Here is a 12,784-nt window from a genome sequence, read left to right on the forward strand (position 1 = left end):
AACTAGTTTGCTGAAATTCCAAGGCGTTCCATGGCAATTCTCTTGCCGGTCTGCACGTCACTCTTGCCGCTCCCGAGTTTCGGGAGTTCGTCCACCTTCACGACGGCACCCGGGAGCATGAGCGGCGGGAGGCCCACCTGCTTGAGCATGTCCTTCACCTCGTCTTCGGACTTATCGCCCGCATACACGAGCACAATCTTTTCGCCCTTGCTGCCATCCGGGACGGCAACCGCAAAGTGGTCAATCTCGTCGAACAGCGAGCATTCCGAAATCTTGAAGTCCACCGACCCGAGGCTCACCATCTCGCCACCAAGCTTTGCAAAGCGGCTGTAGCGGTCCACAATCGTGAGGTAGCCGTCCTCGTCCACGTGGCCCTTGTCACCCGTCTTGTACCAGCGCTTGCCGTTTATAACAGCAATCGCCTGTGCCGTACGTTCCGGGTCCTTCAGGTAGCCCTTCATAATCTGCGCACCGCCAATCAAAATCAGGCCATCCTCGCCCACGGCGAGTTCTTCCATGGTATCGGGGTCCACGATGCGGATTTGCGTTCCGGGCAGCGGAGCGCCCACGGTACCGGGCTTGTTGCCCTCGATAACCGTCTTGTAGTCGTCCATGAGCACGTCCTTCGTGTTCACCGCCGCCACCGGAGTCGTTTCCGTACAGCCGAACCCCTCGAAAATCTCGAGTTTGAACTTGTTGCGGTAAAGTTGGCGCACATCCTCGCGAATCTTCTCGGCGCCGGCGTAGATGCTACGCACATGCGAGAACATCAGCGGGTGCACCGCGCGGTTCAGGCCCCACATGCGCAGGAACGTGCCCGTGGCCACCATGATGCTCACCTTGAACTGGGCACACATGCGCGACACGAGCCTTGCATCCGTCGGGTCGGGGCAGGTCGCCACCGGCACGCCTTCCACAAGGCACAACATCGTCGTGATGGAGAACCCGAACGCATGGAACAGCGGGAGCGAACCCAGGAACACGTCTTCCGCAGTCGGCAACAGCACGCTTTCGCACTGCTTGATATTGCCAATCAGGTTCAGGTGCGTGAGTTCCACCCCCTTCGGGCGGCCCTCGGAACCGGAACTGAAGATGATGGTCGCCACGTCATCAAGGCTCACCTTCTTGAAGAAGCGAAGCTCCAGGTACCAGGCCGGCAAAAGCATCACGCGCAAGAAGTTCTTCACGAGCGTCGACTTGTGCAGTTGCCCCTTCAGGTCTTCCATGTAGTAGACCTTGTACTTGTCGAGCAACTTCTCCATCGGGAGGCCCTTCTGCTTGAGTTTCTCGACAAACACGCGGGCCGTAATAATCGTCTTCACTTCGGCCACGCCACAGCAGTAGTCCATCGTCTCGGGCGTGTTCGTGTAGTTCAGGTTGTAGACCGTCTTGCCCCTGATGAGGCAGGCCATGTTCACGATGATTCCCGGGCCGGAAGGCGGAATAAGCACGCCCACCTGCTTTTCGCCCTTCGTGAGTTTCTCGATCATGCCCGCAAACGAGAGCGCCGCCGTCGCAAGCGCGTTTGCCGAAAGGTGGTTGCCGTCGGGGCTATAAACGGAGGGTCCGCTGCCAATACGCTTCACCGTGCGAATCCAGGCAGATGCCACCGGGCGCAACTTGCGGATGTAACTCGTCCACGCAGTAATCGAGAGTTCCTGCACCGCGCGCTTCACCATCATCGGGTTGGAATCGAGCGGGAGTTCGTTGCCGAACGCGACAGAAATGATACGGCCACCGCTATGCACCATGTCCTTGAAGCCGGCATCAGCCATGGAGTAGCTACTCCCCCACAGCCCCTGCACATAGAACGGCAACAGTTTCAGGCGCGGCACATCCTTCACAACGGACGAGTAGTCCAGGCGGAAGCGGCTCATGTTGCCCGTCGAAGTCATCGCGTTTTCCGGGAACATCACCACGGCTTCGCCACGCAGCAAGGCCTTCTTCGCCTCCTCCATCGCGGGAGCAGGGTTCGAGATATCGAGGTCAATCGTTTCCATCTGCGAAAGCAACAGCTTCACGTACCACTTTTCAAAAGGCCTGCGCGTAATCACGAAACGCATCGGGCGCGGGCTCGCCATCTGGATAATCGCCCAGTCAATGTACGAAATGTGGTTACCCACCAGGAGCACCGGGCCTTCCCACGGAATGTTCTGCACGCCCGTCACCAAGAAGCGGTAGTGCATAGAGAGCACCGAGCGCAATAGCTGGCGCAAAAGCGTCTGCGGCATGGCCCACAGCGCCCACACCGTACCCACAAGGCAGACGATGCCGAGGATAAAGAACAGGCTCATCCGGTCGACAGCAAAGTAACGGATGGCGACAATCGCGAGGATATCGAAAACGAGAATGCTCAGGTTCTGCACCACGTTCGAAAGCGAGAGCACGTGGCCCGCGGAACGGGGCTTGGTATTGTAGAGCATCGTCGCGAACATCGGGAGCGCAAAGATGCCGCCACAGAACCCGAGAAGCGCGAACGCGATGGCGTTATACGGGCGCGGAATAAACGGGATAAGGAAAATCAGGACAGAAGCACCGGCCGTGCCCATCGGGATAAGCCCGCGCTCGATAAAGTTCCTCGACATGCGCATCGCAAACCAGAAGCCCGCGACAAGCCCGATGCCCGTACCGAAAATGGCATAGTTCGCAAGGGCATCCTGCGTAAACAGCGAGCCCGAGCTGAACTGGTCCTGGATGACGAACACCATCAGGAATATCATGACCCAGAAAATCGCCTGCCCGACAATCGACTGGCGGAGCGCCCGGTTCTTCCACGCCTTCGCCATCTTGCGGCGCGCGTACCTGAACGTAAGGAACTGCTTCCAGGGGAATTTCAGTGTTTCATCGTAGGCGCCGATAGACGGGAGCCGGATTGCAAAAATCACCCCCAGAACCTGCAGTGCGCCGAGCGAATAGAGCACGGGCTCGACCAGGTTCTCGCGAACGGCAAACGCAAGCGACACGCCCGCAAAGAACATCGCGCAGAACGTGACTATCATGAGAGTCCCGCTCCCGCTGGCAAGGAAGCGCACCCCTATCAGTTCCTTCATGTAGCCGTTCTTTGCCGGACTCTGGAACGCCTGCAGCACAAAGAAAAGCCCGACACCAGCAAACATCATGGGCAGGCAAGAATGGTACACACCGACACCGAACAACCCCAGCGGGAGAACCGAAAGCACCGTCGTCCACAGGAGCACCCGTTCCTTCGGGTGCTTGTCCGACATAAAACCCGCAGGCGTCAGCAGCAGCACGCAGGGCAACAGGAACAGCAGGTGCAGCACGTAGAACTGCCACGAACCCGTAGCCGTATACCCCATGCGGCTAAGGACGAGTTCCGTGTAGGCGATAATCGCGGTAGAGACCGCCACCTGCGTAAAAGCCAAACCAAAAAACGAGAAAAAGCCTTCGACCTTTTTCATCTTTATTCCTTTATATATCCAATCCGGCAAGGCCTGCGCCTGCCCTCAAGGTAAATATAGCAAAGGCCGAACAAATTTTTCCTATAATTAAAGAGGTATGCCCGTAGAAATCCTCTCCAACCATAGGAAATTCACTCCAAGCCGAGTTCTTGGAAACTCCGCAGGGCGTAACCAGAGTCAAGTAAAGAGACTTGCGAGTCTTCCCGAAATTCCAAGTTTTAGCTTAATTTGATCAACGTGGCCTAGGCAGACTTGCTCAAAAGCATAACCGCCCCACGCTCTGCGCCTTTACCCAGCGCGTCTTCGAAATACGCCTGCCCGTGCCGTCGTAGGCGACCGTCAGCCTGAACAAAGTATCACCGGATACTCCCGTAGGTTCTAGTCTAAATTCAACCGGCATACCTCCCCAATCATAGGAAATTTTCAAACCTTTGGAAGAGTCCGCAATCAAATATCCTTCGGAATTGTACTGATAAACATGTGCTTTGTAGATTAATGCCGAATCATTCTCTTAAAAAAATTGCATAATCAAAGGATTACATTTCATCTCTTGTCAAACACTTTCCTGTTCTATTATCTAAAAAGGATTTCAATCTCATAAACACTTTTTTATCACCTTCATACATAGATTGAGATAGTAAGGCATTCAATTTTTTTTTCAGGGCGTAGTAATCATCGTTGCATGATATTTCATTGCCCCATTCACCTAAATATATGCCATCTAACATTTTACTGGAATAATATGATATAAAATAAAAGGTCAATCGATCATCTTGGGGCAACCGTTTTACTAGATGAAATGAAGAATCCCTTAATTCCAATCCTTTTTCTTCATGTCCCTTCATTAATTCGAACTCAGACAAAAAGTAAAAACCTATTGCATCGTCTAGCATTTCACTTCGCGAATATGAAAACGAGGAGCAAAAAATAACGATAAGAAACGTGGATTTGTAGGTTTTTTAATAGTGGGTTCATGAACAACCATATTCATTACCGGTTAAGTTAAAATATATCCTTTTTTCTTGTTAAGTGGTATACCCTTGTGGTCTAGGCAGCCTGTTTTGACAGCCTATATTCCACCGGTGTCATGTAACCGAGCGAACTATGGAGCCGTTTCCGGTTGTAGAACAGCTCGATGTACCTGAAAACGGCCTCCCGCACGTCTTCGATGTCCTTGAAGTCTCGCCTGTAGGCCATCTCCTTCTTGAAGCTTGCGAAGAAGCTTTCCATGCAGGCGTTGTCGTAGGGGCAGCCCGGGGCGCTCATCGAGGGCGTTATCCCATTCTCCGAGAGCATCGTGCGGTAGCCCATGCTGCTGTACTGCACGCCACGGTCGGAATGGAAGATTAGTCCGTCGTGATGGCCGCGTTGCATGATGGCATTGGACAACGCGCGCTTGACAAGTTCCGTGTCGATGTTCTTGCTCACGGCATAACCCACCGCCTCCTTGTTGCATAGGTCAAGTACCACGGCAAGGTACACCCAGCCAAGCGTAGTCTTGACGTAGGTGATGTCGCCGGCCCAGACGGCGTTCAGACTGTCGGGATCGAACTTCCGCTGCACCAGGTTCTCGCTGTACATGGAGTCACATTTGCCCTTGCGGTAGGGTTTCCATTTCTTGAGCGTGACCGGATAGAGACCGTTCTCGCGCATGATGCGGCGCAGTTTCCACACCTTTACCTCGTCACCCTTGTCATGGAGTGCCGCCTGCATCTTCGGGCAACCGTACACGCGGTGGTTTTCTTCGAAGGTGTCGCGGACCTTCTGGACAAGCCGTTCTTCGCGGGCCTTCTTCTCGGCACGTTTTTCCTGCTGGCGCGACCACTGGTAGTAGGAACACTGCGGTATTCCTAGGGCTCTGCACATCTTCCTGACTGAGTATTTCTTGCGGTTCACGTGTATCGCCTCGCATTTCAGTCGTGTGGTCGCATAAAGATGTGCAGGGATTTTTTAGGATCTCTACCGTCTCCTTCTCGTCCGCAAGCTCCTTTTCACGCTTCTTCAGGAGTTTTTCCAGTTCCCTGTTCTTGGCGGCGAGTTCCTCGACGGACACCTTGCGGATTCGCCGTTCCTCGCGGTAGCTCGGCAGGTTGTGTTCCTTGCGGTACTCGTTTACCCACCGACCGACTGTATTGGGCCCGATTCCGAGTTCCTTGGCTATTTGGTTTGCTGACTTTTCGCCTTTCAGGACCAGCTTGATGACCTGTTCCCTTGTCTCGGAGCTATAGTTGATTTTTGCCATTGTTTTACCTTTTGGGGGTTGCGCAATGAATATAGTAGCTTATGCTACCCTCTTATTAAACTCCTGCATGGTCCATTATAACCTGTGCATTTTTTTCAACAGATCCTATAAAACCTACATTATCTTTTTTTTCATCCTTAAAAACCAAGCCTCGAATCACATGTCCCTGACCGTCAAAGACGCCATTAAATTTTTCAATTGGAATCCAAGGAACAACGTTTCCAGCATTTAAATTCTCATTTACATTGAGATCAGCAGTTAAAACGCCACATATTGGTGTTTTATCATTTAGTTTCACACGACTATTAGCAAATAACGCGAATTTCCAAAGCTCATCAGACGTTCCGATTTTATAGCAATCGTCTAACGAATGAACAGTCTCTGAGATTGCGTTCGATGATACCAACATTAAAAAAAGATAAAACACCAAATGCATAAATCTAATCAATCGTTTCAACAGGTTCTGAGGGTGGAGTTCCTATTACTTCAATAGAACCATAATCAATACGTTCATTTCCCTCCGAATCCTTCATAATTCCAGTCTCTGTACCCTGAATCCATTCAAACAATTTATTATAATCATCCTCACTTATATGTTTGAAATGAAAATCATCATCAGGGTCATCTACTTTCTCCACGACACTCAAACAACCATTTGTTCCTCTATGATACCTATGCAATCTAAAAGTTCCACGAGTATCGGCGCCTTTTTCAGGTTTAAACGTATCATGATATTTTCCATCACTGCCTTCAAATAATAACGAGAACCAATTTTTCCCTGAACGTTCAAAGATTTCATATTTTCCTGCTGGAATTATGCCTCCTTTTTTATTTGGATTATTATGATATCCAGAGACAGCATAAAAAGTACGAGACCCACGAGCAGGATTGTCATCTGTCAAAACAACTTGATTTGTACTTCTATCATAAGTTCCATGAACTTTACTCCCATCCGGATCAAATCCATTCACAGGATTATATCCATTCCCAACATACAGATACGGGCTATCAAATTGTCTTGCTGGATCCACGCTTATCCACATTCCGAGCATCGGGTCGAGATAACGAGCGCCGAAGTAGTTGAGCTTGATTTCGTCATCTCTTTCTTTGCCCGTAAAGTTCTCGGTAACCTTATCTAAGTCGTGCGGTCTCAGCTCAATCTGTTCACCGAACGCGCGGTAATCGTACGCGGCCTTGGTCTCGCCGATATCGGCATTGTTCGGATCGGTGGATGCCACTGTACCATACACGAGCATCGTCGAACCGAGATGGTTCTTCAGGTACCATTCGAACGTCCTGGACGCGTTATCATCGGCAGGTTGTGAAGCGTCCGCGACCTTGTAACGGCCGAGACCCTGCGGCATATTAACGACGACACTGACCCTTTCGCGGGAACCATTGTGGAACTCCTCGCGGATTTCCGTGCCGATGCCCGTGTAGTGCGTTACCTTGACCGTATCCCAGGTTGCCGCGGTCGCAGGCTTCGTCAGGAGCGTCTTGGAGATGCGCCTGCCCGACCCGTCGTACATCATCGCGAGACGGGTGCTGTCACTGGAATTTTCCTCATCCTGGAGCTTGAATTCGACCGGCATGCCTCTCCAATCATAGGAAATTTTCATGCGCTTGGACTTGTCCTCGACAAGGTTTCCTTCGGAATCATAGACGAAATTAGCCGTGTCGCTCATGTTGCGTTCATCAGCCGTTGTACCGCCCATGCCTTCCGCTACGGATTTCAGTCTGTTCGTACTGTCATAGTAAGCATATTCGCCACCTTGTGCGCTATCGGCCCTATGGGCACGGCGCTGTACGGTAATTCGGCCCTGCGCATCATATTCAAAGAAGTCATCAAAATAATCCTGGCTCAAGTCATCAGTCTTTGTCAATCGGTTTAGCAGGTCGTAATAATACGCCACTTCACGGTTCTGCACGAAATCCCGATTGCTATGCGCTATTCTCTGCGCCATGTAGCTGATGTTGCCGTTGTACTGAGGCGTACATTCTTCGTCACCGCAATCTTCGTAATGGAGCATCTCGGAATACCATTCGGCACCGTTCGCGGTCGTAACCCTCGCCGTCCTTAACGCACCGCTGATGTGGTAGGTATAGACAATAGTAAGAATATTGCCCATGTGAACCGACTTTACACTTCCGGTCGGATAGTACTCATAACGGGCGAGCAAAGTCTCGTCACCACCTCCGTTCTTCGAGAACAAACTGTCTATGCGGCCAAGGCGGTCGTAGGTATACCGTTCCACAATTTTTCGACTTGCCCCGCCACCATCCACTCCGTAGGGGTATTTTGTCGTCCTCGTCACCTTGCCTCCCAAATCGTATTCCGTCTCCACGGCGAGCATTTTCAGGCTGTCCGCAGGTGCTGTCGGGTCGTAGGCGTAGGTCGCCGTGACACGACCGTACTTGTCATAGGTATTTGCAGTCGAGACGCGAATCACATTCCCAGCACTATCGGCGGACACATCAGATACCACCGCCACCACGCGGGTCTTGCCGTACTTGAAGGCGTCAGTTTGGACCGACGCCGGATAAAGTTCAACGCCCAGGGTGTCCCTTGCGGGCATACGGTCGTAGAATGTACGGGTTATGGTGCCTGGAGTTAGTTCGGCGATAGTCGGGCTGTTCCTGTTCTGCACATCTCTAAAATGCACCCTTGCAGTCCCGCTGTCAAGCGACGATTTCCATTCGCCTGTATAGATTGCCCTGTCCAGGTTGTCGTAGCCGACAACGGAATACGCACCGGTGGCAAGTTTTAAAGAGGACATACCTCTTTTGAATATATATTTTTCAAAGCCATTCGCAACAAAGAAAGATGTTCGAACTCAAAAAAAAAGACCGGCACCTTTGCGGATGCCGGCCCAAATGTGCTTTACCGTCCTAAATTACTTCACTTCGAAGTAGTAGGTCTGGAGAGTCTTGCCTTCCTGGGAAAGCTGGATAATCTGCTTGCCCTTCGGGAGGTCGCCAGAAATCTTGTAGAGGTTTTCGGCAACGTAGGTCACCTGGAGGTCGGTAGCCTTGCTCTTATCCGGGAAGATACCCTTCACGTCGGTCTCGGTGAAGCCCTTGCAGTCCTTGTGGTTTGCAACTTTGTCTTCAACGGCAGCGAAGGTCTTCGCGACGAGCGGAGCGGTCACGGAGCTAGCATTCACGTAGAGCACGTTGAGCTTGCCGTCCACGACGAGCGGTGCGGAAAGCGCAATCATCTTGGAAGCCGGAGCAGCGGCCGGAGCGGCAGCCTTCTTGGCCTTCTTACCCTTCTTGCTCTTGGCCTTCTTGTCGGCCTTGGGTGCCGGAGGAAGCTTGGCGGTTTCGGAAGCGGCAGGCATCTCGAGGCGGTAGCCAGCGATGGATTCGGTGCACTGCGTGGAGAACAGCACCCATTCGTTGTTGATCTTGGTCGGGGTCTTCTCGCCCGTCTTGTACAGGCCCGGGTTCACCTGGTCACTGTAGATGTAGAGCTTGACCTTGAGGTTCGGTTCGGCCTCGGTGGTCTGGATGGGGTTACGGCTCTTCACGTACTTGGAGCGGCCGGCGAGGATGCGGTAGCTGCCAACGGGAACCTTATTGAACTTGAACTCGCCCTTCTGGAGTTCTTCCTTGTAGGGGTACTTTTCCTTGGTCGTTGTGTAGATAGTGGAGTCCATCCACACGGTCGGCATCGGGACAGGCTGTTCAGTGAACGGATCGAGCACGACACCTTCAATGGTACCAGTCTTGTCGCAAGCGGTCATGCCCATGGCGATGAGAGCGGCGGCACAAGCAGTCATAAGTTGTTTCTTCATCGTTTTTTCCTTGTGTTATAAAAACGGAATTGAATTTAAAAAAAAATGCCCCCCGCAAAGTGGAGGGCACAGAAAAGAGCCTAAAATTAAGCTTCTTCTTCGGCCTTGGCGGGTGCAGCCTTGCGGGTCTTGCGCTTTGCGCCCGTGATGTTGCCAGCGAAACGCTTGTTGAAGCGGTCGATACGGCCAGCCGTATCCACGCGATGCTGCTTGCCCGTCCAGAACGGATGGGTATCAGCCGTGATTTCCAGGGAAATCACGCTATGTTCAACACCATCGATAGTCTTCTTTTCGGCGGAAGACTTCGTGGAGCGGGTGATGTATTCTTTACCCGTATTCGCATCGACGAACACGACCGGTTGATAGTTAGGGTGGATACCTTCTTTCATTTTTAAACTTCCTATTGAAGTGATTAATTGGAGTTCCAAATTTAGCAGATTTTGGCGAATTTGGCAAGATACGGGCTCTTTTTTTGTATTTTTTAGGGTATGAGAACGCTCAAGAGTTTAATTGCCGTGCCCGTTTTGGCCGGTTTTGCGCTTTACCTTGCCGCCTGCAACGACGAACGCCCCGTGGCAAAAGTCATCGTGGTAGACCAGAAAATGCCGCTCATCGAGTGGCCCGACAGCATTTACGTGAACTCGCTCGACTCCATTTTGGCACTCGAGCCCGTCAAGAAGTCCGCAAACGAGAAGAAAGACGTGAACCTCACGTTCAATTCCAAGAGCGCGCCCGTATTTAAGCTGCCGAGTTCCGTAACCGGGCAAAAAGGCGGGCCAAAGCAGCCCAGTACCGCAGAAATGCTCAAGAAAATCGCCGCCGAAAAACAGGCGCGCGAATCGGGCAAGACCGCCCCGCAAGGCCGGAGCGACGACATTTCCGGCAAGAAGGCGGAGGCCTTCAGCGACAAGTTCGTGAACGCGATGAGCGCGCTGCAGTCCGACCCGAACAACGCGAGCCTCTACAAGATGGTGACCGCAAACGACGAGGATTTGAGCAAGCTTTTGCGCCGGACCTACGGTGCAGGTTCACAGACCCTCCCGCTGTTCTTTGCAAAGTCCGCACTGCAGACAGTAAACCCCGGCATCAATCTGGATAACCTGAATGCCGGGGATAAAGTGAAAGTCCCGAGGATTTAATTAAAGCACGCCCTTGCTGCTGGGAACGCCCTTCACGTTACGGCTCGGGGCAACGGCCATGGCCATCGCGCGGGCAAACGCCTTGAAGATGCTTTCGAGGCAGTGGTGGTTGTCGTTTCCGTAGAAGAGTTCCACGTGCAGGTTCATGCGGGCATTCTCGCACAGACTCTTGAAGAAGTGCTCGAACATGCTGGCCTCGATGCCACCTGCCATGGCAGCAGGCAGGTTCACGTTCCACACGAAGCCTATGCGGTTGCTGAAATCGAGGCAAACGCGGCTCAGGGCCTCGTCCATCGGAACAAAGTAAAAGCCGTAGCGTTCGATTCCCTTCTTGTCTCCAAGGCATTCCACAATCGCCTGACCGAGCACAATCGCGATGTCTTCCATGCTGTGGTGCATATCGACAGCGGTATCGCCCTTGCAGGTGAGGTTGAGCGTAAAGCCGCCATGCACCTGGAACAGGTCGAGCATGTGGTCGAGAAACGCGTTGCCGGAATTGACGACCCCGCGGGAAGCCTCGTCCAGGTTCAGCGAGAGTTCGATATCGGTTTCGCCGGTCTTTCTCTTGATGTTCGCGGTACGCATTAGCGGCCTCCCTTCGTCTTCACGATTTCGCCACCGAACACGCGGAACTTGGCCACACGGCCGTACTTCGATTCGGGGATCTTCGTTTCCTTGCCGTTCAGGAGCATCTTGGAAATTGCACGCGGCTCGCCAATGATTACATACAACGTATCAGAAGTTTCGTAAATCATGCGGGCGTTCTTTTCGGCAATATTCGCTTCCTTCACGAATGCTCCGTCTTCCTCATGGCGCTTGAGGCCCACCCACGAACGCATAGCGCCCGAGCCCAAAAGTTCCATGTGAGTCTTGCCCGAGGCGGCTTCCGCATTTTCGGAAGTCTTCGAGGCAGAAGAAATGAAGATGGTAGCCGATGCCGGGAGGTCGGACTTCTTCACGGCCTCGTCAACAACAGCCTGCGTCACGGTCTCGTCGGCCTTCTTCGCGGTATCAGTTTTGGCCTTCGCCGCAGAATCTTTAACGACAGAATCTGTCACAGCCGTATCAGGAGCAACAGCTTCGGCACCTTCGGGCATCTCGGTGATATCTTCAACCGGAGCAGGCGGTTCGTTCGCTTCGACAGAAGCCGTTTGCGGGGCCTGCGCAGCTGCCTCGCTCTCGCCCATTTCATTCAAGAAATGAGAGCCGACCACAAATGCCAGTACGAGCAAGACGATAACAATAGGCACTGCCTTGCTACGCGGTTTCTTTTCCTCATCGGTCATCGGGGAAACCTTCACGGGTTTCTCGGGTACCGGAGAAAGCAGGCTCGAGAACTTCTTGCCCGATTCCATGTAGTAAAAGTCGAGAATCCTCTTGGATTCAAGCCCAAGCTTTTCGCAAAGGGAATTGAGGTAGCCACGGACGTAGGCTTCCACCGGGAAGGCCTTCCAATCGCCACTTTCAATCAAGGTTATGTTTTTTACTGTGAGTTTCGTCACAGTGGCGAGTTCCTCTATGGACATTCCCTTGGCCTCGCGCACGCGGGTAAGGTATGCCCCAAGGCGTTCGTCGGGGCGCTTGTCTTCAATAGGGTTCATACTCATACATCTACCTTCTGCCTTGCAAGCATTTCGAGCGTCAGGGCCACGGGCAAGCCCACGACGTTGTAATAGCAACCTGAAATCGATTTGATAAGGCGGGCTCCGCGGGTCTGGATTCCGTATGCCCCCGCTTTATCCATCGGGTCCTTAGAATTTACATAATCTTTCAGCTCTTGTAATGTGTTCTCCCGGAAAACCACCTCTGTTTCTTCTCGTTGAGTATCAACGACTTGCGAATCTTTTGCAAGTGCGACTCCGGTAATAACTTTGTGAGATTTTCCGTTCAATTTTTGTAGCATTTCAAGGGCTTCTTCGGAGGTTTTCGGCTTCCCGAGGGGCTTCCCGTCCAAAAAAACTAGCGTATCGTACCCGAGCACATACTCTCCGGGCCTCATTTTCGAAACGGCGAGCGCCTTCGCGGCGGCATTCTCGCCAGGGAAATCGAGCGGGTCTGCGCTCCTGGGGCGTTCCTCCTCGTTCGAGACAACCACCTCGAAATTCACCCCAATCTGGGTGAGGATTTCACGGCGCCTCGGCGAACCGCTCGCCAAAATTACTTTATTTGTAACAATATCACTCATTG

General features: G+C 52.4%; 12 protein-coding genes and 1 pseudogene. 1 reads left to right on the plus strand and 12 read right to left on the minus strand.

Annotation, left to right across the window (positions count from 1 at the left end):
* Positions 1 to 2: 2 nt before the first annotated feature.
* The 9 genes and pseudogenes from CRO08_RS12170 to CRO08_RS12205 form a co-directional block, all read right to left on the minus strand.
* On the minus strand, positions 3 to 3,419 hold the full coding sequence (locus CRO08_RS12170) for an MFS transporter (protein ID WP_141398362.1): 3,417 nt from the start codon (positions 3,417 to 3,419) through the stop codon (positions 3 to 5).
* Between the two features lie 256 nt (positions 3,420 to 3,675).
* Positions 3,676 to 3,819: a hypothetical protein gene (locus CRO08_RS17050; protein WP_176495146.1), complete on the minus strand. Its 144-nt coding sequence runs from the start codon at positions 3,817 to 3,819 to the stop codon at positions 3,676 to 3,678.
* A gap of 136 nt (positions 3,820 to 3,955) precedes the next feature.
* A complete protein-coding gene (locus tag CRO08_RS12175) occupies positions 3,956 to 4,312 on the minus strand; it encodes a hypothetical protein (RefSeq protein WP_097036418.1) in 357 nt (118 codons plus the stop codon).
* A 154-nt stretch (positions 4,313 to 4,466) separates the two neighbouring features.
* Entirely contained in the window at positions 4,467 to 5,315 is an 849-nt protein-coding gene (locus CRO08_RS12180) for an IS3 family transposase (RefSeq protein ID WP_176495013.1), read from the minus strand.
* Positions 5,316 to 5,433: 118 nt separating this feature from the next.
* Positions 5,434 to 5,661 (minus strand): annotated as a pseudogene (locus CRO08_RS17395) (transposase); the annotation flags it as partial.
* 55 nt (positions 5,662 to 5,716) lie between these two features.
* The gene (locus tag CRO08_RS12190; RefSeq protein WP_141398363.1) at positions 5,717 to 6,070 is read right to left on the minus strand and encodes a hypothetical protein; all 354 of its coding nucleotides are present in this window, start codon (positions 6,068 to 6,070) and stop codon (positions 5,717 to 5,719) included.
* Between the two features lie 31 nt (positions 6,071 to 6,101).
* Complete coding sequence (locus CRO08_RS12195; protein ID WP_097036420.1) at positions 6,102 to 8,438, minus strand: RHS repeat-associated core domain-containing protein; 2,337 nt, start codon at positions 8,436 to 8,438, stop codon at positions 6,102 to 6,104.
* 117 nt (positions 8,439 to 8,555) lie between these two features.
* Complete coding sequence (locus CRO08_RS12200) at positions 8,556 to 9,458, minus strand: hypothetical protein (protein WP_097036421.1); 903 nt, start codon at positions 9,456 to 9,458, stop codon at positions 8,556 to 8,558.
* A gap of 86 nt (positions 9,459 to 9,544) precedes the next feature.
* Positions 9,545 to 9,847 carry a type B 50S ribosomal protein L31 gene (locus CRO08_RS12205; RefSeq protein ID WP_072811229.1) on the minus strand — a complete coding sequence of 101 codons (303 nt, stop codon included), beginning with the start codon at positions 9,845 to 9,847 and terminating at the stop codon, positions 9,545 to 9,547.
* 99 nt (positions 9,848 to 9,946) lie between these two features.
* On the opposite strand from CRO08_RS12205, the gene CRO08_RS12210 reads away from it, so the two are divergent.
* Positions 9,947 to 10,597 (plus strand): hypothetical protein, encoded by a 651-nt coding sequence (locus CRO08_RS12210; RefSeq protein ID WP_097036422.1) that lies wholly within the window; start codon positions 9,947 to 9,949, stop codon positions 10,595 to 10,597.
* Here CRO08_RS12210 and hisB read toward each other — a convergent pair whose 3' ends face one another.
* From hisB to CRO08_RS12225, 3 genes are read right to left on the minus strand one after another with little or no spacing between them, the layout of a single operon-like run.
* Positions 10,598 to 11,182 (minus strand): imidazoleglycerol-phosphate dehydratase HisB, encoded by a 585-nt coding sequence (gene hisB / locus CRO08_RS12215; protein ID WP_072811234.1) that lies wholly within the window; start codon positions 11,180 to 11,182, stop codon positions 10,598 to 10,600. It lies immediately after the preceding gene.
* On the minus strand, positions 11,182 to 12,204 hold the full coding sequence (locus tag CRO08_RS12220) for a RodZ family helix-turn-helix domain-containing protein (RefSeq protein WP_255252356.1): 1,023 nt from the start codon (positions 12,202 to 12,204) through the stop codon (positions 11,182 to 11,184). The genes hisB and CRO08_RS12220 overlap by 1 nt, the downstream gene beginning before the upstream one ends.
* A complete protein-coding gene (locus CRO08_RS12225; protein ID WP_097036424.1) occupies positions 12,201 to 12,782 on the minus strand; it encodes a nucleoside triphosphate pyrophosphatase in 582 nt (193 codons plus the stop codon). Before CRO08_RS12225 ends, CRO08_RS12220 begins: the two co-directional genes overlap by 4 nt.
* Between the last annotated feature and the right edge of the window lie 2 nt (positions 12,783 to 12,784).

This window comes from Fibrobacter sp. UWT3 (assembly GCF_900230125.1).
In the GTDB taxonomy this organism is placed as follows: Bacteria; Fibrobacterota; Fibrobacteria; order Fibrobacterales; family Fibrobacteraceae; genus Fibrobacter.